This window comes from Janthinobacterium sp. EB271-G4-3-2 (assembly GCF_020858035.1).
In the GTDB taxonomy this organism is placed as follows: Bacteria; Pseudomonadota; Gammaproteobacteria; order Burkholderiales; family Burkholderiaceae_D; genus Janthinobacterium; species Janthinobacterium aestuarii.
In genome coordinates, this window is record NZ_JACYMG010000001.1 from 750825 (window position 1) to 773404 (window position 22580).

At 64.3% G+C, this 22580-nt stretch carries 21 protein-coding genes; 15 read left to right on the plus strand and 6 right to left on the minus strand.

Annotated features, from left to right (window positions below; all coding sequences use genetic code 11):
* Nucleotides 1-69 precede the first annotated feature (69 nt).
* The gene (locus IGS55_RS03160; RefSeq protein WP_230515962.1) at nt 70-783 is read left to right on the plus strand and encodes a copper resistance protein NlpE; all 714 of its coding nucleotides are present in this window, start codon (nt 70-72) and stop codon (nt 781-783) included.
* A gap of 88 nt (nt 784-871) precedes the next feature.
* Here the strand turns inward: IGS55_RS03160 and IGS55_RS03165 are convergent, their stop codons facing one another.
* Entirely contained in the window at nt 872-1159 is a 288-nt protein-coding gene (locus IGS55_RS03165) for a YciI family protein (RefSeq protein ID WP_230515963.1), read from the minus strand.
* Between the two features lie 148 nt (nt 1160-1307).
* Here IGS55_RS03165 and IGS55_RS03170 point away from each other — a divergent pair, with 148 nt between their 5' ends.
* Nucleotides 1308-3251, plus strand: coding sequence for a cytochrome c/FTR1 family iron permease (locus IGS55_RS03170; protein ID WP_230515964.1), 1944 nt, complete (start codon nt 1308-1310; stop codon nt 3249-3251).
* 40 nt (nt 3252-3291) lie between these two features.
* Here the strand turns inward: IGS55_RS03170 and IGS55_RS03175 are convergent, their stop codons facing one another.
* Nucleotides 3292-3441 carry a hypothetical protein gene (locus IGS55_RS03175; protein ID WP_230515965.1) on the minus strand — a complete coding sequence of 50 codons (150 nt, stop codon included), beginning with the start codon at nt 3439-3441 and terminating at the stop codon, nt 3292-3294.
* Nucleotides 3442-3460: 19 nt separating this feature from the next.
* Between IGS55_RS03175 and IGS55_RS03180 the strand changes: the two genes are divergently transcribed.
* The 9 genes from IGS55_RS03180 (at nt 3461) to IGS55_RS03220 (ending at nt 14998) form a co-directional block, all read left to right on the plus strand.
* Nucleotides 3461-3889, plus strand: a complete 429-nt coding sequence (locus tag IGS55_RS03180; RefSeq protein WP_230515966.1) for a LysR family transcriptional regulator — start codon at nt 3461-3463, stop codon at nt 3887-3889.
* Between the two features lie 116 nt (nt 3890-4005).
* Nucleotides 4006-4410 (plus strand): ribonuclease domain-containing protein, encoded by a 405-nt coding sequence (locus IGS55_RS03185; RefSeq protein WP_230515967.1) that lies wholly within the window; start codon nt 4006-4008, stop codon nt 4408-4410.
* A gap of 76 nt (nt 4411-4486) precedes the next feature.
* Nucleotides 4487-5092: a TetR/AcrR family transcriptional regulator gene (locus IGS55_RS03190; protein ID WP_230515968.1), complete on the plus strand. Its 606-nt coding sequence runs from the start codon at nt 4487-4489 to the stop codon at nt 5090-5092.
* A gap of 103 nt (nt 5093-5195) precedes the next feature.
* On the plus strand, nt 5196-5999 hold the full coding sequence (locus IGS55_RS03195) for an oxidoreductase (protein WP_230515969.1): 804 nt from the start codon (nt 5196-5198) through the stop codon (nt 5997-5999).
* A 35-nt stretch (nt 6000-6034) separates the two neighbouring features.
* Complete coding sequence (locus IGS55_RS03200) at nt 6035-7042, plus strand: NADP-dependent oxidoreductase (protein ID WP_230515970.1); 1008 nt, start codon at nt 6035-6037, stop codon at nt 7040-7042.
* A gap of 179 nt (nt 7043-7221) precedes the next feature.
* Nucleotides 7222-8379 (plus strand): ABC transporter substrate-binding protein, encoded by a 1158-nt coding sequence (locus IGS55_RS03205; protein WP_230515971.1) that lies wholly within the window; start codon nt 7222-7224, stop codon nt 8377-8379.
* 37 nt (nt 8380-8416) lie between these two features.
* Nucleotides 8417-12067 (plus strand): response regulator, encoded by a 3651-nt coding sequence (locus IGS55_RS03210; RefSeq protein ID WP_230515972.1) that lies wholly within the window; start codon nt 8417-8419, stop codon nt 12065-12067.
* Nucleotides 12064-14604, plus strand: a complete 2541-nt coding sequence (locus IGS55_RS03215) for an EAL domain-containing protein (protein ID WP_230515973.1) — start codon at nt 12064-12066, stop codon at nt 14602-14604. The genes IGS55_RS03210 and IGS55_RS03215 overlap by 4 nt, the downstream gene beginning before the upstream one ends.
* Nucleotides 14605-14623: 19 nt before the next feature.
* Nucleotides 14624-14998 carry a hypothetical protein gene (locus IGS55_RS03220; protein WP_230515974.1) on the plus strand — a complete coding sequence of 125 codons (375 nt, stop codon included), beginning with the start codon at nt 14624-14626 and terminating at the stop codon, nt 14996-14998.
* A gap of 21 nt (nt 14999-15019) precedes the next feature.
* Here IGS55_RS03220 and IGS55_RS03225 read toward each other — a convergent pair whose 3' ends face one another.
* Complete coding sequence (locus IGS55_RS03225; protein ID WP_230515975.1) at nt 15020-16525, minus strand: anion permease; 1506 nt, start codon at nt 16523-16525, stop codon at nt 15020-15022.
* Between the two features lie 254 nt (nt 16526-16779).
* Between IGS55_RS03225 and IGS55_RS03230 the strand changes: the two genes are divergently transcribed.
* The 3 genes from IGS55_RS03230 (at nt 16780) to IGS55_RS03240 (ending at nt 19707) form a co-directional block, all read left to right on the plus strand.
* Nucleotides 16780-17925 (plus strand): acyltransferase family protein, encoded by a 1146-nt coding sequence (locus IGS55_RS03230; protein WP_442908131.1) that lies wholly within the window; start codon nt 16780-16782, stop codon nt 17923-17925.
* A 233-nt stretch (nt 17926-18158) separates the two neighbouring features.
* Nucleotides 18159-18932, plus strand: coding sequence for a ferredoxin--NADP reductase (locus IGS55_RS03235; protein ID WP_034748152.1), 774 nt, complete (start codon nt 18159-18161; stop codon nt 18930-18932).
* Nucleotides 18933-19131: 199 nt separating this feature from the next.
* Nucleotides 19132-19707, plus strand: coding sequence for a type 1 glutamine amidotransferase family protein (locus tag IGS55_RS03240; protein WP_230515977.1), 576 nt, complete (start codon nt 19132-19134; stop codon nt 19705-19707).
* Here IGS55_RS03240 and IGS55_RS03245 read toward each other — a convergent pair.
* The 3 genes from IGS55_RS03245 to IGS55_RS03255 all read right to left on the minus strand — a co-directional run bounded on the left by IGS55_RS03245 (nt 19704) and on the right by IGS55_RS03255 (nt 21964).
* Complete coding sequence (locus tag IGS55_RS03245; protein WP_230515978.1) at nt 19704-21149, minus strand: serine hydrolase domain-containing protein; 1446 nt, start codon at nt 21147-21149, stop codon at nt 19704-19706. The two genes, IGS55_RS03240 and IGS55_RS03245, sit on opposite strands and share 4 nt — an antisense overlap.
* Nucleotides 21150-21234: 85 nt before the next feature.
* The gene (locus tag IGS55_RS03250) at nt 21235-21573 is read right to left on the minus strand and encodes an immunity protein Imm33 domain-containing protein (protein WP_034748613.1); all 339 of its coding nucleotides are present in this window, start codon (nt 21571-21573) and stop codon (nt 21235-21237) included.
* Nucleotides 21574-21583: 10 nt separating this feature from the next.
* Complete coding sequence (locus IGS55_RS03255; RefSeq protein WP_230515979.1) at nt 21584-21964, minus strand: hypothetical protein; 381 nt, start codon at nt 21962-21964, stop codon at nt 21584-21586.
* Nucleotides 21965-22266: 302 nt separating this feature from the next.
* Between IGS55_RS03255 and IGS55_RS03260 the strand changes: the two genes are divergently transcribed.
* Entirely contained in the window at nt 22267-22455 is a 189-nt protein-coding gene (locus tag IGS55_RS03260; RefSeq protein ID WP_034748143.1) for a hypothetical protein, read from the plus strand.
* The last annotated feature ends 125 nt before the right edge of the window (nt 22456-22580 follow it).

Consider the following 22580-nt stretch of genomic DNA (forward strand, 5'->3'; position numbering starts at 1 on the left):
GTCGTGCGACGGCAATTTAATTGCCGTTGTTATGATGGCTTATCATAAAAACACAACAAGGACACACCGATGAAGCAATCCCTCTCCCGCCTGCTGGCCTGCGCCGCCCTCGCCTTCTCCATTTCGGCCAGCTGGGCCAGCGCGGCCGGGCCGGCCGCGTCGTCGCTGCCCGGACACTATTATTTGCAAGGCGTCATGGAAACGGGTTCCGAACTGCTGCTGAAAAAGGACGGCACCTTCGAATGGATGCTCAGTTATGGCAATACCGACCAGCAAGCGAGCGGCGAGTGGCGCGCTTCGGGCGACACGGTGACCCTGGTGGCGGGCAATGGCGGCAAGGAGCCGCAGTTCCGCGTGTTCGAGGAATCGGAAATGCGCATCCAGAAAGCGGCCGAAGCGGGCCTGTGGGTGGCCATTGTCGGTTTTCCACGGCTGGGACCGATGGCCGGCGTGGAAGTGAAATTCGAAGCGCAAAGCGGCAAGACGGCCACCGCCGTGAGCGTGGCGAACGGCGACGCCATCGTCCGCATGCCGGCGTCGGAACGCTGGGTGCGGGCCGGCCTGCGCCGCCAGGGGGCGAAAGCCGACTATCAATGGCTGGCCGTGCCAGCCGAGCGCGCGCAGGAACGCATCGCCGCGTTCGCCGTCACCGACCCGCAATGGCTCAGGGGCCAGGCATTCCAGAAGCTGGCCCTGCGCGTCGTCGAGGGTGGCCTGCGCGTGGACGAGCCTGACAACGGCCTGGCCAGGGGGCTGTACGCAAAGCAGGCGTCCGGCCAGTAGCCCTGGTTCCACCGTCCCCTTCTACAGCTTCTCCGCACCTGGTCAGCAATATCGACCAGGGCACGCTGCGCACTCAATTTGATATCGCTCAGCCAAGAATAGCCTCGACACCAACACCAAATTTGTTCGGATTAAATTGAATGACTTGATAAGTTGCGATCTGCTCCCGATAGAAGGGATCCTCTGCAAGCACGCCATCCAATTCCTCACGGCTCAGGCTTTTCACGAGGATGACACCTCCTGTTCGCGGCATCTGGGGACCGGAAGCCAAAAAATGACCCGCGGCATAGTGGCGATCAAGAAAACTCCGATGCTCCTCAATGTGAGCCTCGATGGCGGCCAGCGGTTGAACATAATGCAGAAGGACAATAAACATAAGGCTCCTCAAAACTCATTGACAGGATAAGCGATCAAGTATGACAGAGATGCCCCGCCATTTACGCCCGTGCTTGCCCGTGCGCCGTTGACACCCCGCACCGTCTGTCCTATAGTCGCCGGGTTAACGACAAATGAGAATGAGAATCATGTTCAGTTCTATGAAGAAATGGCTCGTGTGCTATCCGTTCGTGGCCGCCAGCCTGTTGCTGGCCGGCGGCGCGCAGGCGCAAACGACCGATCCCGGCGCCGGCGCCAAGCAATTGTGGCAATTGATTGACTACGTTGCCGTCGATTACAGCGGCGCCGTCGAGCACGGCAAGGTGGTCAGCGAGGCCGAATACGCGGAAATGCTCGATTTCACGGACAACGCGACGACGCAGATCGCCGCCCTGCCCGCCCACGCTTCGCAGGCGGCCATCGCCGCCGCCATCGCCGACCTGCGCAAAGCCGTCGTCGCCAAGGCGGACGGCGTGGAAGTCAAGCGCCTGGCGCACCATGCGAACGGCTTGCTGATTGCCGCCTACCCGATACCCGTGGCGCCGAAAGTGCTGCCGAACCTGGCGCGCGGCGCGGCCCTGTATGCGGCCCAGTGCGCTTCTTGCCACGGTGTGGCCGGCGGCGGCGACGGTCCGCTGGCGGCCGGCCTGGAACCGAAACCGATCGCCTTCACGGATGGCGAACGGGCCCAATCGCGCAGCCTGATGGCCTTGTACCAGGTCATTTCGCAAGGCGTGGCCGGCACGTCGATGGCCAGTTTCGGCCAGTTGTCCGAAAACGAGCGCTGGGACCTGGCGTTCTATATCGGCGGCATGTCGCACGATGCGGCGGCCAGCGCGCGCGGCGAAAAGCTGTGGCAGGACGATCCACGGGCCAAGAAGCTGTACGCGGACCTGGCGGCCGTGACGACCCTGACGCAGGAAGCCGTTGCCGCCAAGCTGGGCGCGGACGAAGCCAAAGCGCTGACGGCGTATCTGCGCAGCCATGCCGACAAGGCCGAAGCGCACAAGCCGGCCGGCCTGGCCCTGTCGCGTCAGCGCCTGGCCGAAAGCCTGGCCGCCATGCACGCGGGCGACCGCGCGACCGCCACGCGCCTGGGCCTGTCGGCCTACCTGGACGGCTTCGAGCCGATCGAGCCGATGGTCGGCGCGCGCAACAAGTCCTTGCTGCTGGCCGTGGAAAACGCCATGCTGGCCTACCGTTCCGCCGTTGCCAAGGGCACGGTGGCCGACGCCGAAGCGGCCGGTGAAAAACTGCAGCAACTGTTTACCCACGTGGAAGCGGAACTGGGCGACGCCAAGGCCGACCCGATGACGACCTTTATCGGCGCCCTGACGATCTTGCTGCGCGAAGGCGTGGAAGCGCTGCTGATCGTGATCGGCATCATCGCCTTCCTGCGCAAGGCCAAGCGCAAAGACGTGCTCGCCTACGTGCATGCGGGCTGGGCCAGCGCGCTGGTGGCGGGCGGGCTGACGTGGGTGGCGGCGACGTATCTGGTGACCATCAGCGGCGCCAGCCGTGAAGTGAGCGAAGGTCTCGGTTCCGTGTTCGCGGCCCTCGTCCTGCTCAGCGTAGGCTTGTGGATGCACCAGAAGAGCAGCGCCGGGCGCTGGCAGGAATACCTGCACGAGAAACTCACGGCGGCGATGAGCCGGCGCTCCGCCTGGGGCCTGTTCGCACTGGCCTTCATCGCCGTCTACCGCGAAGTCTTTGAAACCGTGCTGTTCTATTCCGCCCTGGCGGCGGACGGCAATGGCGGCGCCCTGCTGGGCGGCTTCCTGGTCGCCATCGTGCTGCTGGTCGTGATCGCCTGGGCCTTGCTGCGCACGAGCGCTCGCATGCCGATCGGCAAGTTCTTCTCATGGACGTCCGCCTTCGTGGCCGTGCTGGCCGTCATTTTGATGGGCAAAGGCGTGGCCGCGCTGCAGGAAGCGGGCTGGGTCGGCGTCACCCCCGTCGATTTCATGCGCATCGACCTGCTGGGCATCCTGCCGACCATGGAAACCCTGCTGGCGCAGGCGGCCATCGTGGCCATTATCATCGCCGGCTATGGCTGGAACCGCGTTTCGGCAGGCAGGCGCAAGCTGGCCTGATCCTGAAATGCCGGCGTAGGCAGAGCTCACATGGCGCTGCCTACGCCTGGTGGCTCGGTGCGAACGACTGGGCAAACAGATCGGGCTGGTAGCCGGCGGCACTGAACAGGTGGCCACAGGACTCATCGATCGCGGCGCGGATGCCCGCATCGAGCAGCGCTTCGACCGCCGCGTCGGAGTGCGTCATCATCAAGCGGCTGGAAAAACATTTGCGGACGCGCCTGCTGAACCGTTCCACCAGAAACCTCAGCCTGACACCGGAAGGCGAGCGTTACTGCCACCGCTGCCGCGAGATCCTCGAGCTGATGGCCGACACCGAAGCGAGCCTGCAAGGCGCTAGCGATCGCCCGCAGGGACGTTTGCGCGTCGATATGCCTGGCGGCATTGCCCATGCCGTGATCCTGCCGCAGCTGGCGCAATTCCAGCAGCGCTACCCCGACATCTACCTGATGATCGGCGTCAATGACCAGCGGGCAGTTGCAGGCAGGGGAACTGGTCGAGGTGCTGGCCGCCAGGCGGCCTGCGCCGGTGCCGGTATCGCTGCTCTACCCCCATCAGCGCTTTCTTTCCCCTGCGATGCGGGCGTCCACCGGCTGGACGGCCGAGCTGTTCGGCAACGGCGCGTGACAATTGAATAGTAATATTTTCAAAAATTTAACTATATTCGGTATTGCAGACATTATGCCGGCCGACCGGACATTGGCCGTATCAAACGAGCCTATCCATTGAACGCTCCACCAACGAAAGCATATCGATGAAAACTCAACGCGCAACAAGCTGGTCGCTCGGTCTTATCGTGGCAGGCGCCCTGCTATCTTTCCCTGCCCATGCGGCGAAAATCTCCGACTGCGGCAAAAGGGAACCGAGCAAAACCCTGCCCACCCCGCAAAACAGCGAATATGACGCCTACCGCAACGCGAAGACGAGCGCGGTGGCCGGTGGTCCGGGCAATACCGTCTTCAATAACAACGAGGGCCGCCTTCCCGCCGCCGGCAAGGACGAGGTCTATTATGAATACTATCTGGGCATCGGCGGCGATGGCGGCGCGGGTTCGCATCGTGCGGTATTGCTGGTGCAGACCCCGAAAGGGAAACGCAAATTGGTGGAGCGCTATTACACGCAGGACCACTATGCGTCCTTTTGCAGCCTGAAGAGCTAGTCTTTCCTCAGATGCCAGCCGCGGCGGGGAAACGTCTGCCGCAGCTGGTCGCGTGCATGGTGTTGAAAAGTGCGATATGATGACCATCATGCAGAACTCACCGAACAAACCGGCGGCGCAAAGCCGCAAGGAAGCCACCCACGAACGCATCGTCGAGGTGGCCACGCGCGCCATCCGCCGCAGCGGCTATGCGGGCACGGGCGTGGCCGACATCATGAAGGAAGCGGGCCTGACGCACGGCGGCTTTTATGCGCACTTCGCCTCGCGCGACGCGTTGCTGGCCGAAGCGGGCGACCGCGCGGGCGCCGAAGCGGTGGCGCTGGCGGCCCGGGTGGCGGCCGCCGCCCCACCGGGCCAGGCGCTGCAGGCCATGCTGGCCGCTTACCTGTCGCCTGAACACATCGCCGCCATCGAGGTGGGCTGCCCCGTGTCGGCGCTGGGTTCGGAAATGCCGCGCCAGGCGCCCGAAGTGCGGCGCGCCGCCACCATCCACATCAAGGAAATGATTGACCTGTTCGCGCGCCAGTTGCCGAACTGGGGCCAGCCCGAAGCGCATGCGCAAGCCATGGCGACCGTGTGCGCCATGATCGGCACCACCATTCTCGCGCGCGCCGTGGACGAGCCTGCCCTGTCGGACGCGCTGTGCGCGGCCACCCTGGCGCAGTTTCAAACACCAGGCTAGCCGCACCGCCCGTGGCCTTGATCCGTCCCGGGCTTTTTTTGAAACAACAATATGATGATCATCATATTTTATTTTCACGCTGTCAACCACTGAAGGAATTACCATGAAAAAGATTGCCCTCGTCACAGGCGCCTCGTCCGGCATCGGCGCGGCCACGGCCCAGCGCCTGGCGCAAGCGGGTTACACGGTGTACGGCACCAGCCGCCGCGGCGGACAAGCGGCCGCAGCCGGCCATGCGATGCTGGCGCTCGACGTCACCAGCGATGCGTCCGTCGCTGCGGCCGTGGCCGGGCTGATACAGCGCGAAGGCCGCATCGACCTGCTGGTGAATAACGCCGGTTTCGGCGTGGCTCCGGGTGGCGCCGAGGAAAGCAGCGTGGCGCAGGCGCAAGCCATCTTCGATACGAATTTCTATGGCGTGCTGCGCATGACCCTGGCCGTGCTGCCGCACATGCGGGCCCAGGGTGGCGGGCGTATCCTCAATATCGGTTCCGTCCTGGGCTTTTTGCCCATGCCTTACGGCGCGCTGTATTCCGCCACCAAGCACGCGATCGAGGGCTACACTGAATCGCTCGACCATGAAGTGCGGGGCTGGGGCATCCGCGCCAGCGTCATCGAACCGGCCTACACGAAAACCACGTTCGAAGCCAATCTGCTGGCGCCCGATACCCCGCTGTCCGCCTACCGGCAAGTGAGCGCGGCCGTCACAAGCCGGCTGCAAGCGCTGATGGCCGGCGCCGATGACCCCGCCATCGTGGCCGAGACCATCCTGGCGGCGGCGCGGGCAAGCAAGCCCAAGCTGCGCTACACGGCCGGGCCGCTGGCGGCGCGCTTGCGCCTGATGCGCCGTTTCATGCCGGCCGCGCTGCTGGACGCCGGCTTGCGCAAGGACCTGCGCCTGGCCTGAGCGCCGGCGCCTTTTCAGCCTTCAGAGAGAACATCATGCAAGCATTGCAACTTAAAAAATACGGCGGCCTCGATCACGTGGCGTTTGCGGAACTGCCCCGCCCCACGCCCGGCCCCGGCGAATTGCTGGTGCGGGTGCACGCCGTCGGCCTGAACCCCATCGACAACCTGATTCCCAAGGGCGACTTCAAGCCGATCTTGAAAACGCGCTTGCCGGCCACCCTGGGCAGCGACCTGGCCGGCGTGGTGGTGGCCGTCGGCAGCGGCGTCACGCGCTTTACAGTGGGCGACGCCGTGTATGCGAGTATTTTCGACACGCCGCACGGCAGCCTGGCCGAATTTGCCGTCGTGCCCGAACAGGCGGCCGCGCTGAAACCGGCCAACCTCGATTTCGTGCAGGCGGCGTCGATTCCCATGGTGGGCCTGACGGCGTGGCAAGCGATGCATGAGCGCATGCGGCTGAAGCCGGGCCAGAAAGTGTTCATCCCGGCAGGTTCCGGCGGCATCGGCACGTTCGCCATCCAGCTGGCCAGGCACCTGGGCGCCCGCGTGGGCACCACCACCAGCACGGCGAACGTGGAACTGGTGCGCGGCTTGGGCGCCGACGACGTCATCGACTACAAGAAACAGCCGTTCGAGGACGTGCTGCGCGATTACGACGCCGTGCTGGGCACGGTGCGCGGCGACGGGCTGGAAAAAGCCTTGCGCATCGTCAAGCCTGGCAGCCGCGTCGTCTCGCTGGTCGGCCCGCCCGACGCCGCCTTTGCACGCGCGCGCGGCATGAACGTGGTGCTGAAACTGCTGTTCGGTTTGCTCAGCCGCAAGATCATCGGCCTGGCGCGGCGGCGCGGCGCCAGCTATGCCTTCCACTTCGTGCGTCCCGACGGCGGCCAGCTGGCGCAGATCGCCGCCCTGATTGAGGCGGGAACCATCCGCCCCGTCATCGACAAGGTGTTTCCTTTTACCGAGGCGAAACAGGCGCTGGTTTACCTGGCGCAGGGCCGCGCGCGGGGCAAGGTAGTGGTGCGACTGCCCGTATCCTGAGGCGTATTTAACCTGCTTTCCGCGCCGCGCAGTGAGTGCGACCGTCAGTGCGACCGTCAGTGCGACCATGAGTGTGTCCGAGAGTGTGATTATGTGTGAGTTTTGCGTTGGCAATTTCCTCCATACTCGTTGTCAACCGTGTGCTTATTGACACCGGTCAACCTCCATAAAGGTAGCTCATGCGCGTTTTCCCGGAATGCTGCTGGCTCGCCATCACCCTCGTGGCCGGCATGGTTCATGCCGCCGAACCGGGCGTCACCGAGACGCACATCCGTCTGGGCATGGTCAATGCCCAGACGGGGGCGGCCTCGGGGCTGGGGAAAGCCATGCTCGACGGCGCGACGGCCGTTTTCCAGGAAGCGAACCAGCGCGGCGGCATCCATGGCCGCAGCATCGAGCTGGTGGTCGCCGATGACGGCTACGATCCGGACCGGGCCATCAGCGAAACGCTCAGGCTGGTCGAGGAAAAACAGGTGTTCGCCCTGTTCGGCAACGTGGGCACGCCCACCACCAACGCCGTCATACCGATCGTCCAGGAAATGAAAGTGCCACTGGTGGGCGCGTTTACGGGCGCGATGACCTTGCGCCGTCCCGTGGTACGTGAAATCATCAACTTCCGCGCCAGTTATGACGATGAATCCGATGCCCTGGTGCAGTATTTCGCCAGCCGGGGCGTCAAGCGCTTTGGCGTGCTGTACCAGGACGACGGTTTCGGCAACGCCGTGCTCGACGGCACCGTGCGGGCCCTGCAACGGCGCGGCCTGGAGCTCGTTGCCAAGGGTTCGTTCCAGCGCGGCACCACGGCCGTCAAGGCGGGACTGGCGGCCCTGATCGGGCACGACCTGCAAGCGGTGGTCATGGCCGGCCCCTACACGCCGGTGGCGGCGTTCGTGCGCGAGGCAAGCCAGGCCGGGCTGAAGGCGGCCCTGTCCACGGTGTCCTTTGTCGGCACGGACAGCCTGCTGCAACTGCTGGGCACGGAAGGCAACAACATCGTCATTTCGCAGGTGGTGCCCCTGCCCGACGACCGCCAGCTGCCGATCGCCGCCGACTGCGCCGCGCTGCTGGCCAGGCATGTTCCGGCGGCCAGGCTGTCCTTCGTCAGTTTCGAAGGCTGCATTTCGGCCACCCTGATGGTGGCGGCGCTGCGCCGCACGGGCGCGGACCTCACGCGCGAGCGCCTGATCCAGAGCTTCGAATCGTTCGACCGGCTCGACCTGGGCGGCATGCGGGTGACGCTGCGGCCCGACAACCACCAGGCGTCGACGGCCGTTTTCCTGACCCGCATCGCCGACGGCAAGATCGTGCCGGCCGGCCCGGGGCCTGGCGCGAAGTGATGCGCGCCCACTTTTCCTGCCCACCCCGGAGCCAGGCATGAAAATCAGGACCAAGCTGATCATCAGTACCACCGTCCTGCTGGCGGGCGTGGCGGCCATGGCGGCGGCCAGCCTCTTGCTGGTGAAAGGCATAGAAACCCATGTGCACGGCTTGACCGACCGGACCGTGCCGATGTACACGGACATGTTGCGCCTGCGCTATACCGTGCAGGACATGGCCTCGGATTTTTTCGAGCTGGGCAAGGCGCAAGACCTGGCGCAGCTGGAACAGGTATCGAACAAGATCGTCGCCAATATCCAGGCCGCCGAGAGCATCCGCAAGCAATTGCGGCGCCATGGCGAGTCGCAGTCGACCCGCTACCATACGGCCTTCGAACAGGCATTCGAGCGCATGCGCGTCGCCGTGCGCAAGCGCCTGGAAAACGAGGCCTACTACAAGGCGCAGGCGACGGAGATGGGCCAGGTCCTGGCGCAGATCAAGGCCGCCGCCAAGGCCGCGCGCGGCAAGATCCGCCTGATCGACAGCCAGGCCCAGGCCACGGCCGCCGAGGTGCAACTGGAAAGCCAGCGCCTGAACGAGAATGCCCGCTATTTGGCCGACTTGCGCAATAGCATCCTCGACATGCAGATTGCGCTGGCCGAAACGGAGGCCGTGAAGAGCCGTTTCCGCATCGCGCCCCTGCGCGAACGGCTGACGGCGGCCGTCGCGCATCTGGACGGAAGCGGCGAGCGCGACATCAGCCCTGCCCAGCAGGCACTGCGGACAAAACTGCTGGCCACGGCGCGCCAGTTGCTCGATCCCGCCGCCGGCCTGATGGCCTTGCGCGCCGGCTTGCTGGCCGAAGGCGGCGCCAGCGCGGCGCGGCAGGCGCAATATGCCGCGCTCAAGGAACAAGTCAGCACCACCCTGGCCGCCGCCCACCTGCGCCTGGCCGAGGAACTCGATCCCATCGAACTGCAGCTGGCCATCGGACGCGACCGGCTGGCGCAGGCCAACCGCTACATGCGCACCTCGTCCCGCATCGAGGACGCCAGCGGCGAAATCAACCTGGCCGTCGACGCCATCAGCATCGGCGTGGGCGAAGTGATGCTCGCCACGGCCGCCAGTGACGTCAAGCGCCTGGGCGACGATATCGCACTGCACATCAGCGCACTGCACCGCGACATGGGCACCATGCAGACCTTGCTGCAAAGCATACGCCAACTGGGCTTGCTGGCTGAAACGCGCGGCGTCGACACCTATCTGGACGCGGTGGAACGGTCGGGACAGCGGCTGGTGCAAGCCAAGGGCAGCGTGCTGGACAGCCAGGCGGCGCTGGACGAGGTCATCGGCCACGTGCGCGCCTTCGAGCACGAACAGGCCGCCTATTCCGCGCAGCAGGTGGCGCGCATCACGGGCCGGCAGCAGGACGCCGTGACCCAGGTGCGCGATGGCGTGCGCCATGCCTTCATGCTGATCCTCGGCATCGCGCTGGTGCTGCTGCTGGCCTGCGTGGCCATCACGGGGCTGATCAGCGCCTCCATCGCTAGGCCGCTGGCGCACCTGTCGCATGCGATTGCCCATATCCGCGGCGGCAAGGCGCTGTCGGTACGCGTGGCGCAGCATGGCAGCGATGAACTGGGGCAATTGATCAAGGGCTTCAACGGCATGCTCGAGCACGTGGAACAGCGCGACCTGGCGCTCAAGCAAGCCAAGGCCGAGGCCGACGCCGCCAACCGCGCCAAGTCGGAATTCCTGGCCAAGATGAGTCACGAGATCCGCACGCCGATGAATGGCGTGCTGGGTATGACGGAATTGCTGCAGCGCACGGAACTGAGCCCCAAGCAGCAGCGTTTCGTGCACACGGTGCACCGTTCCGGCGAAAGCCTGCTGAGCATCATCGACGACATCCTCGACTTTTCCAAGATCGAGGCGGGCAAGCTGGTGCTCGAACATATCGCCTTCGACCTGCGCCAGGTGATCGACGATGTGGTGGCGCTGTTTGCCAACGGCATCCAGCGCAAGGCCATCGAATTTACCTGCCGCATCGCCTCCGACGTGCCGCAGCACGTGCGCGGCGACCCCGTGCGCCTGCGCCAGATCCTCACCAACCTGCTCAATAACGCCACCAAGTTCACGGAACGGGGCGAGATTTCCGTCGATGTCAGCAGCCCCGCCGCCGGCCAGATCCGCCTGGAAGTGCGCGACACGGGCATCGGCATGGCGCCGGAAGCGGCGGCGGCCGTCTTCCAGCCTTTCCGCCAGGCCGACAGCACCACTTCGCGCAAATACGGCGGCACGGGACTGGGCCTGGCCATCATCAAGCAGCTGGTGGAAATGATGGGCGGCAACATTGTGCTGAAATCCGTGGCGGGCCAGGGTTCCAGCTTCGCCGTCACCGTCGTCGTGGGCACCGTGGCGCCCGAGGACGCGCCGCCGGTGCCGCCGCCGCGCGTGTCGCTGGACGCCTTGAACGTGCTGATCGTGGACGACCATGCCACCAACCGCAGCATCCTGCTGCAGCACGCGATCGAGTGGCAGATGGCCGCCGCCAGCGCCGCCGACGGCGCCGAGGCGCTGGACCTGCTGCAAGCCGCGCGGCGCGGCGAGCGCCCGTTCGACCTGGCCATCATCGACATGCGCATGCCCGTCATGGATGGCGCCGAGCTGGTGCGGGCGATCAAGGCCGACGCCGGCATGGCGGCCCTGAAAATTATCATGCTCAGTTCGCTGGACGCTTCGGCCGAGCTGCGCCAGGTGACGGCGCTGGGCGTGGAATACTGCCTGACCAAGCCCGTGCGGGCGATGGAACTGCGCCACTGCATCGAAGCTGTCTGCGGCTACGGCACCCTGGCGCCAACGAGTGCCGCCATGCCTGCCCTGCCCGCTCCAGCGGAAAGCGCGGCCGCAGGCCAGGCGCCGCTGCGCATGCTGCTGGTGGAAGACAACGCGATCAACCAGGAAATCGCCCTGGCCATGCTGGAAGATAGCGGCTACGAAGCCACGCCGGCCGACAACGGAGCGCGCGCGCTGGCCCTGTGGGAGCGCTCCCCGTTCGACGTGATCCTGATGGATTGCCAGATGCCGGAAATGGATGGTTTTGAAGCGACCCGGCGCTTGCGCCGCATGGAAAGCGAGCAGGGCCGCAGCCGCACGCCCATCATTGCCCTGACGGCCAACGCCATCCTCGGCGACCGCGAACTGTGCCTGGACGCGGGCATGGACGACTACCTCGCCAAGCCGTACACGCGCGCCGCCCTGCTGGCCATGCTGGGCCGCTGGCGCCCGTCGCCCGCCGCGCCGGCCGCAACGGAGATGCCTACAGTAACCACGGAGGCGGCGCCGGTCGAATCGGCCGCCATCCTCGACGCGGCCGCCCTGCAAAACCTGCGCGCCATGCGGCGTCCCGGCCGTCCCGACGTGCTGGGGCGCATCATCGACCTGTTCTACAGCGACGCCCCGCGCCTGCTGGGGCAGCTGGAAGTGGCCGCCGAGGCCAGCGATGCCGCAGCCCTGCAGCTGGCGGCGCACACGCTCAAGTCGAGCTGCGCCAACGTGGGCGCGCTGGGCTTGTCGGCCACCTGCCGTGAAATCGAACAATACGCGCGCGGCAATGACGTCGGCAGCGCGCTGCACCATATCCGCGGCATCCAGCAAGAGCTCGACCGTGTCCTCGCCGCCCTGGCCATTGAGAAGGAAGCCATATGAATACCGCACTGCCCCCGCAAGCACTGGTCCTGGTGGTCGACGACGACACCATGACGCGCATCCTCGTGACGGAGGCGCTGGAGCCGGAAGGCTTCCGCATCGAGGAAGCGGCCAGCGGCCTGGAAGCGCTGGCCGCCTTCCAGCGCGGCGTGCCCGACCTGATCCTGCTCGACGTCGCCATGCCCGGCATGAGCGGCTTCGAATGCTGCCAGCAGCTGCGCCGGCTGCCCGGCGGCGCGCATGTGCCCATCGTCGTCCTGACCGGCAACGACGACGACGACTCCATCAAGCAGGCGCTGGAAGCGGGCGCCAGCGATTTCATTTCCAAGCCGATGCAATGGCGGCTGCTGGCGCACCGGCTGCGCTACCTGCTGCGGGCCAGCAGCGCGCTCACCGAATTGAGCCGTATCCAGGAAAGCCTCAACCACGCGCAGGCGCTGGCCCGCCTCGGCAACTGGGAATACCGGGGCGCCGGCGGCGACGGCTACTGGTCGCCGGAACTGTTGCGCATCCTGGGGCTGGACGCCGATGCCGGCCCCACCAGTTTCGACCGCCTGCTGCAATGCCTGCCGGAAGACCAGCGGCCCCTGCTGCTCGATGCCTTCATGGAACTGCATGCCAGCGGCACCAGCTACGCCCTGGAACACAGGGTGCTGCGGCCCGATGGCGGCGAATGCATCGTCTTTCACCAGGCCGAAGCCGTGCGCGAAGGCCGCGAAGTGCTGCTGATGCGCGGCACCGTGCAGGACATCACGGACCGCAAGCTGCAGGAATTGCGCATCGAATACCTGGCCAACCACGATGCGCTGACGGACTTGCCCAACCGGCAATTGCTGAACGACCGCATCGGCCAGGCCATCGTCCATGCCCGCCGTAGCCGCTTGCACCTGGCCACCCTGATGCTCGATCTCGACCGTTTCAAGTTCGTCAACGACAGCTATGGCCACCCGGTCGGCGATGCGCTGCTGCAGGAGGTGGCCCGTCGGCTGAAGCTGGCCGTGCGCGAGGGCGACACCGTGGCCCGCCAGGGAGGCGACGAGTTCGTCATCCTGCTGACGGACCTGCCCGACATCGGGACGGCCGACCAGATCGTGAAAAAAGTGCTGGCGGTGTTCACCGATCCTTTCATCCTGGGCGAACACACCCTGCACGTCAGCACCAGCATCGGCGCCAGCGTGTTTCCGTCCGATGGCGACAGCGCCGACATGCTGCTCAAGACGGCCGACGCGGCCCTCTACAGCGCCAAGGACAAGGGCCGCGACGGCTACCAGTTCTACAACCACAAGATGGGCGTGCTGGTGGAAGAGCGGGCCGAAATCGAACACGCGCTGCACCAGGCGCTGGCGCTGAACGAGCTGGAATTGCATTACCAGCCCAAGGTCGACCTCACCAGCGGCAAGATTTACGGCATGGAAGCGCTGCTGCGCTGGCGCCGCGACGGCATCGGACTGGTGCCGCCGGACCGCTTCATTCCCCTGGCCGAGGAAACGGGCATGATCGTGCCCATCGGCGAATGGGTGCTGCGCACGGCTTGCGCGCAACTGGGCGTCTGGCATGCCTACGGCTTTACGCACCTGACGATGGCCGTCAACGTGTCGGCACGCCAGTTCCGCCAGGTCGACATGCCGGAACTCGTGCGCGCGGTGCTGGCCGACAGCGGCCTGCCGGCCCACTGCCTGGAACTGGAGCTGACGGAGAGCGTGCTGATGCAAAACCGCGACCTGGTGGTGAAGGCGCTGGAAGAATTAAAGGAAATCGGCGTGACCCTGTCGCTGGACGACTTCGGCACCGGCTATTCCAGCCTGTCCTACCTCAAGCAGTTCCCCATCGACGTGGTCAAGATCGATCAATCGTTCATCCGCGACGTCACCGACAGCGTCGATGGCGCGTCGCTGACGCGCTCCATCATCGCCATGGCCAAGTCGCTGCACCTGACCACGGTGGCCGAGGGCGTGGAAACGGAGGGTCAATTGGGTTTCCTCAATACCAACCGCTGCGACGCCATGCAAGGCTATTACTTCAGCCGTCCCCTGCCCGGCGCCGAGATGGATCTGATGTTGTATGCAGGCACCCATCTGCCACCCGAGAGCTGCCATGCCGTGGCGCCCCAGCGCGTGCTGCTGCTGGTCGATGACGAGGAGCATATCCTGTCCGCCCTGCGCCGCTCGCTGCGCAAGGAGGGCTACCAGGTGCTGAGCACCACCAATCCGCAGGAAGCGCTGGAACTGGTGGCTTCACACGCGGTGGGCGTGATCCTCACGGATGCGCGCATGCCGGGCATGTCCGGCAACGAGCTCTTGCGCCGCATCAAGGGTATCTATCCGGAAATCGTGCGCGTGATGCTGTCGGGCTACCCGGAGCTGCATTCGGTCACGGCGGCCATCAATGAAGGCTCGGTGTACAAGTTCATCACCAAGCCGTGGGACGAGACCTTGTTGAAGGACCATTTGCGCGAAGCCTTCGTGCGCTTCGAATCGGGCGTGCAGCGGCCGCCGCGGGGCCCCCACGGCATCGAGATCAGCAACCGTGCCGCCTAGCGCGCCGCCAGGAGCCATCATGCAGGATCAGCTGTTCTTCGAAGGCTTGCGCGCGCTGGCCGAAGCCGCCTTTCCCAAGCACTGCGCCTGCTGCGGGCGCGTCTTCGCCACGGCGCACGAGTTCATTTTGCAGACGCAATCGATGCGCCAGGATGTCTCGGGGCTGAAGCAAAGTTTCGATGACAACAACGTGGCCATCGTCGAGGTCTACCGCAACTGCCTGTGCGGCTCGACCCTGATGGATTTCTTTTCGGACCGGCGCGACACCTCCGAGGCATCGCTGCAGCGGCGCCAGCTGTTTGAGCGCCTGTTGCCGCCGCTGATGGAAAAAGGCATGGAACGGGCCGCCGCGCGCGAGTATCTGCTGCACGTCGTGCGCGGCCAGCTGCCGTGACTGGGCAGCTGGCCGCTGGTATTACCAGTAGCCCAGCACCTTCCACCACGTCGTGCCGACGACGGCAAAGATCAGCAATTCGATCACGCACATGATGAAGCCAACTTTCCACCAGTTGCCCATCGTCACGAAACCGCTGCCGAAGATGATGGGCGAAGTGCCCGTCGCGTAGTGGGTCAGGGTCATCATGATGGCCGAGCCGGCCGTCATCATCAGCATGAACGGCACGTGATATTCGGCCGGGATCAGGTGCAGGCCGACCGTCAGGAAGGCCAGCAGCATGGCGCTGATGTGGGCCGTCGTGCTGGCGAAGAAGTAGTGCGAGAAGACAAACACCAGCACGAGCACGGCGGCGATCGGCAGCCAGTCCATGCCGCTGGCGACGATGGCCGCTTTCATGCCGGCCGAGAACCAGGCGATCACGCCCGTCTTGTTCAGCTGCTCGGCCATCATGACGAGCGCGCCGAACCACACGAGAGTGTCCCAGGCGCTCTTTTCCGACAAGACGTCATCCCAGTCGATGGTGCCGGTAATGATCAGCACGAACAGGCCGACAAAGGCGACCACCGTCGCATCGAGCGAAAACGCGGGGCCGAACAGCATGGCCGGCACGTTGGCCCAAAGCAATAACAACAGGGCGAAGGTGCCCAGCATGACTTTTTCCGGCGGCGACAGCGGTCCCATGCCTTTCAATTCCGCCTTGGCATAGGTGACGGCGTCGGGCGTGGCTTTGAGTTCCGGCGGCGACAGCCAATAGATAATCAGGGGCATCACCAGCAGACAGACGAGGCCCGGCAGCAGCATGCACAGGGCCCAGGTGGTCCACGTCAGGTGGAAACTCTGGCCGCTGGCCTTGGCCACGAAGTCGACCACGAGCGGGTTCGGTGCCGTGGCCGTCAGGAACATGGCCGACGTGATCGGGTTGGCGTGGTAATTGACGAGCGCCAGATACGTGCCCACCTTCTTTTCCGTGCCCTTGGCCGGGTCGGAATCGAAGGCGTTGGCGATCGATTTCATGACGGGGTGGACGATGCCGCCGCCGCGCGCCGTGTTACTGGGCGTAAAGGGCGCCAGCACCAGTTCGCAAATGGCCAGGCCATAGCCGATGCCCATGGTGCGTTTGCCCAGCAAGGAAATGAACAGCAGGCCGATGCGGCTGCCCAGCCCCGTCTTTTTCAGGCCGCGCGAAATCAAAATCGCCACGACGATCAGCCAGATCAGGGGATTCGAAAAACTGCTGAGCGCATCCGTGATGGCGCCTTTGGACGAGGTCGACGTCACTTGCGACAAGGACACGATGACGATGGCCATCATGGCCATCACGCCGATCGGCATGACTTTCAGGATGATCGCCAGAATCGTGGTGAGGAAAATCGCCACCAGGCCCCAGGCCTTGGGCGTCAAGCCGTCCGGCGCCGGCAGCAACAGCATGCTGACCAGCAAGACCGTGCAGATCAGGGCGGGGACGAGGCGGAATGGGACGGCTTCCTTGAAATGCAGGAACAAGTCGCGCACTGTTTTATACATCTTTATTACCTTTCGCTGTGGGTCGGGCATCCTGGCGGCAGGAATCGTGCACGCAGATTCATGGGCTGGCAGGCACAAGAAGCGCGCCCGCAAGATGACAGATGCCCAACAATTCTGTTCGGCAATATCATACACGCAAGACTGCCTGTCCCCTTATCCATTCGGCGCGCCTTTCCAGGCAATTGCAAAATCGTTGACCTGCGCGCGGCATCTCTCACATAATCGCCCTTCCTGCCCCCTACACGAGGATGCCATTGCATACCCGCAACAATCAAATCGATGCCCTGCGCGGCGCCGCCATCCTGTGCGTGCTGGTGCTGCACTTCGCCCTGGCCTACGGTTTGAAGAACAGTCCGCTCGAAGTCCTGCCCTCCTGGCTGCTGCGCGCCGCCTACCAGGGCAATTACGGCGTGACCATGTTTTTCGTCATTTCCGGCTATTTGATCACCTCGACCTCGCTGCGGCGTTGGGGCGACCTGGCGCGCATCGACCTGGCGGCGTTCTATGTCTACCGCATCGCCCGCCTGTTGCCCGCGCTGCTGCTGGCCCTGTCCATCATCGTGCTGCTGGGCGTGCTGGACGTGCCCTTCTTTGCCAACTCGGACGGCGGCAAGGATTTGCCCGCCAGCTATTTTGTCATTGCCATCGCCTCCGTGCTGACCTTCTGGCATAACGTGCTGATGCAAAGCGCCGGCTATTTCAATTACTGCCTGAATGTGTACTGGTCGCTGTCCGTCGAGGAAATGTTCTATCTGCTGCTGCCATTGTCCTGTCGCGTCCTGCGCCAGCGCCACTGGACCATGCTGCTGTGCGGCGCCGCCATCGTGGCAGGCCCCATCTACCGCAGCCTGCACGCGGACAACGAAATCTATTTCATGTATGGATATGCCGCCTGTTTCGACGCCATCGCCATCGGTTGCCTGACGGCCCTGCTGACCCAACACTGGCAACCGGGCGCGCGGGCCGGGCGATTCTTGCGCTGGACAGCGGGCCTGGCCCTGGCGGCCCTCTACGTGCGCGGCATCGGCGGCCATGAGGTGTTCGGTTTTACGTGGATCGCCGTGGCCGGCGCCGCCTTCATCGTGGGCGCCACGGCGGCCCCGGCGGCAGGCCGAGGCCGCTCCGGCCCGCTGCAATGGCTGGGACGGCACAGCTATGAGCTGTATTTGTTCCATATCATCGTGCTGGCCGGCATGCGCAATGTGGTCGACAAGGCGGGCCTGGGCTACGCGGAACGGCTGCCGTGGCTGGCGTTGTTCCTTGCCGCGACGGCGCTGGCGGCCGCCCTCGTGGCGCGCTACGTCTCCGACCCGGCCAATGCGGCCCTGCGCCGGCGCTTCCGGGGCGCCGCCACGGCCGCGCCGGCAAGCTCCGGCGGCAGCCCTGGAGCGGTGTCCTGAAAAACTGAGCCAAGTCAAGAGTCCGCATGTCCAGCGCTCGTTTCCGGCCCAATTCCAGCCCCGACTTGCCATTCGCCCTATAATGTTGGCACCGCGTGCGGCAGCAATGGCGGCGATAGACGGTAACAATTTCGTGCGGAGGCCGGTACAATAGCGTCTGGGCCTACACAGGGTTTCACTTTTGCCAGCAGTTGCCAGCAACTAACCATTTTTTTGACCAGCCAATAAACACTATGAGTTCGATGAATGAAGAGCGCGTATTAAGCGTGCACCACTGGACGGATACCCTGTTCTCCTTTACCACCACGCGCGACCCGTCGCTGCGTTTCTCGAATGGCCATTTCACCATGATCGGCCTGCGCGTCGACGGCAAGCCTTTGCTGCGTGCCTACAGTATCGCCAGCGCCAATTACGAAGACCATCTGGAATTTTTCAGCATCAAGGTGCCGGGCGGCCCATTGACGTCGCGTTTGCAGCACTTGCAAGTGGGCGACACCGTCATCGTCGGCCGCAAGCCGACGGGCACCCTGGTGTCCGACTACCTGCTGCCAGGCAAGCGCCTGTACATGCTGTCGACGGGCACGGGCCTGGCGCCTTTCCTCAGCATCGTGCGCGATCCGGACATCTACGAGCGTTTCGATCAGCTGATCCTCGTGCACGGCGTGCGCCAGGTCGATGAACTGGCTTACCACGACTTGCTGGAAGAGCACCTGCCGAAGCATGAGTTCCTGGGCGAAATGGTCAGCGACAAACTGCGCTACTACCCGACCGTGACGCGCGAAGACTTCCGCAACATGGGCCGCATCACCGAACTGATCGAGAATGGCAAGCTGGCCGAAGACCTGGGCGTGCCGGCGCTGAACCCGGCCGAAGACCGCGTGATGATCTGCGGCAGCTCGGACATGCTGCGCGACCTGAAGGAAATGCTGGAAGCGCGTGGCTTCAAGGAAGGCAATACCTCGACGCCTGGCGACTTCGTTGTCGAGCGCGCGTTCGCCGAGAAGTAATCCGCAGCAAACTCGTAGCAAATACAGGGGCCCGGCCCCGCCGCTTCCCGCGGCGGGGCCGGGCCTTTTTCATTGCAACTTGTGCCATCATTTCCTGCGCGCTCCTGACAGAAAGTGTCAGTACTTTTTATTATGATTTCGGCACCAGCTGGCTAGCAAGCCAGTACTATTGATATCTCCACCTGCGACAGGACTTTTCATGACACGTGCCATCACCATTCTGACCGAGAACTTTGCCGATTGGGAAACCGCCCTGCTCAATTCCACGGCGCGCCTGTATTACGGCTTTTACACGCAGTTCGCCACGCCGGGCGGCTTGCCCGTCACCTCGTCCGGCGGCATGCTGGTCACGCCGCAACTGGCGCTGGAAGAGATCGTGCTCGACGAACTCGACTTGCTGATGGTGTGTGGCGGCAGCTTCTGGCAAAGCGGCAAGGCGCCCGACCTGGGCCCGCTGCTGCGCGCGGCCCGCGACAAGGGCATGGTGCTGGCCGGCATTTGCGACGGCACGCGCGTGCTGGCGCAGGCTGGCGTGCTCGACACCGTGCGCCACACCTCGAATTCGGCCGATAATCTGACGGATACGGGCTATGCGGGTGCGGCCCTGTACCAGGACGTGCCGTGGGCCGTGGGCGACCAGCGCGTCATCACGGCACCGGGCACGGCGCCCGTCACCTTCACCAGGGAAGTCTTGCGCGCCCTCGGCATAGACGATGAGAATCTGGCCGCTTACCTGGCCATGCATGGGTCAGAGCACGGCCAGGCAGCCCGCTAATCGGCACCCAGCACGCGCAAGCGCGCCACGGCGTGCGCATTGCCCGGGTCCAGTTCCAGCGAACGGCGGTAATGCGTGACGGCCAGCGCCTTGGCGCCGTCCGCCTCGTAGGCTTCGGCCAGGCTGTCGTGGCCATTCGCCCCTTGCGGGTACAGTTGCACACCCAGCTGGAAGACGGCCACGGCCTGTTTCGGCTGCTGCCGGCCCAGCAGGCGGTAGCCCCAGGCATTCAAGTCGTCTTCCGTGGGTGCAGGCAGCCCATGCCGGCGCCGGATGGCCGCCAGTTTGCGCTCCAGTCCATCAAAGCCTGTGCTGGCCGCGTCGTTGCGCAATAAATGCGCGGCATATGCGCCGCCGCGCTGCTGGCGCAGGGCGGGAAGATAAAAGCCGGCAATGGTGTCGATCAGCTGTTCCGGCTGGCCGCCAGCCAGGTTGCTGAGAATAATGACGGCCAGACCATCGTTCGGATACACATAAAAGGCGGAGCGGCCACCGCCGATGCCGGCCACGGCGCGGTGGCCATCGCGGCCGATGGTGGGCCAGCCCAGCGCCCACGACGCCGGCTTGCCGTCATTCAAGCTGGTCGGCTGCCACAGCCGCTCCACACTGGCAGGTGCCAGCAAGCGTCCCGACTGCAGCGCGATGAGCCAGTTGGCCAGTTCGCCCGCATTGCTGTTGATGCCGGCCCCGGCGCGCATGAACACGGGAAAGTCTTCGATCACGTTGCGGTAGCCGTTGCCGCCCCGGCCCAGTACGTAGGAACCGGCCTTGTTGGCGACCACGTCCTTCGCGTCGCCAAAGCCGCTGTGCCGCATGCCCGCCACGTCAAACTGCCGGCGCTGGATAAAGGCAGTAAAGGGCTGGCCGCCTAGCCGCTCGACCAATTGCGCCAGCAACACATAATTGGTCTGGTTGTAGCGGTAGCGCTGGCCTGGCGTGGCTTCCACGGCCAGCGCCTGCACGGCCGTCCACGCCGCATCGGCGTCGTCCGGCAGCGGCCCCACCAGCTTGCCGCTGCGCTGGTCCAGCACGTCGGGCAAGCCCGAGGTATGGTTGAGCAATTGCGTCACCGTCACGGCTCGCCAGGCGACAGGCAAGTCCGTCAGGTACTGGCCAATCGGTGCGGCCAGGTCGACCTTGCCCTCTTGCACCAGCTGCATCACGGCCACGCCCGCAAACGCTTTCGTTGCCGAGTTGATGGAAAACAGGCTCGCGTCCGTCACGGGCACCTGGTATTGCAGGCTGGCCAGACCAAAGTTGCGCTTCAGCACAACCTTGCCATGCTGTATCACGGCCAGTTGCAGCCCTGGAATCTGGCGCTCCTGCATTTCGCTGCGCACGAAGGCGGCAATATCGTGTTCGGCACGCGATGCCTGCGCATGGCTGGCGGGAACGGCGGCAAGCGCCATGACGAACAGGACGGACGGGAGACATGGCTTCACGATGCGGCTTTCGGCGGGAGAAAACGGAACCGCAGCATCCCATACCTATTTGTCAACGTCAACGATAATCTTGCCAGCCAGAAAGTTACTCGTCCAGCCACACATCCTCGTACCCTTCGCGGTCGAGAATGAACTTGGCACCGCTGGGCAAGGCCAGGTAATCGACCACCTGCGGCAGCATCTCGTGCAAGTGTTCCGCATGCAGGGGCTGGTAAAAGCCGCTGGCGTCGTCGTGTTCGCCGCAGTGGATGAACCAGCTGATGGTGCCGTTTTCCGGCAACTCGATGCGCGTGCCGTAGATGGGCGACTGCGCCAGGCTGCCGATGGCCAGGGCCACCATGGGTTCGGGCGCCTGCGCCGGCAAGCCGAATTTGTCGCAGATACGCTGCTGTTTTTCGCTGATCAGTTCAGTCAGGTTCTTCATCATCTTGTTCTCAGGATCCGATGTAGCGGTAATGGAGGCGCAGCGCGCCATCGTGGCCGGACATTTCCAGGTGCAAAATCGCTTCGCCCGGCTTGCCATCGGCCAGCAGCCGGCATTCCAGACCCAGCGATCCGGCGTCGGCGGCATACACGTCGACGGGGAGACGGCCGCCCTTGCCCGGTACGAAGGCTCGCGCCAGCGGCGCCAGTGACAATGCCTGGTCCGCCGCAAAATAGCTGTCGAGCATTTCGATGATCTCCTCGGCCACGCCCGGCGACAGGCCCCAGTCGCGTTGCAGCGCAACAGGATCGCGCCCGTCGAGCGTCCGCACGAAGGCCGCGGCCTGCGCGTATGCCAGCTGACGCAGGCTGTCGGTAACTGCCATTTCCATAGTGTGGTTCCTGCCCTGTCCATTCAACAGGCGCCATTATAGTGCGTGGCTGCGGGCATGGTCGATCCGCTTGCCATCCATAATCAGACCGCTTGCCGGTCATTTAAATCGGCACTCTTATTATTTATCGCACCGCAATAATATAACCGGTCGGCGTGATATTTGGTGAGTATTCCAAACAGATAATCGCGAATACGATTGATTTTCAATTGACGCTTATTTATTCCGGCGCTAATATCGAATGGCCATAGACCATGGCATACAGTGCAAGCAGTACTTAACCATCACAAGAGGATAGTACAATGCAAAATCAAACCAAATTGTTCGCGTTCAAACTGGCTGAAAAACAGGTACAGAAACAGGCGGCGCCCGCCACTGCCTGGAAAGTGCGCGACGGCGTCGCCGTGGCTGGCTGCACCGCTGTCGGCACCCATGACCAATATCGCGACTCCTCGCGTCTCAGGCCGAACGACAGCGGCCAGTATTGCTGATCTCCGCGGCCCCCTGGAACCTCGCCCCTGGCGGGGTTTTATTCCAATCCCGACTTGATGAATTGGCGCCAATTGCGGCGCAGTGTATTTCTGCGCGCGGCATTCATAATAAATACCAACATTAA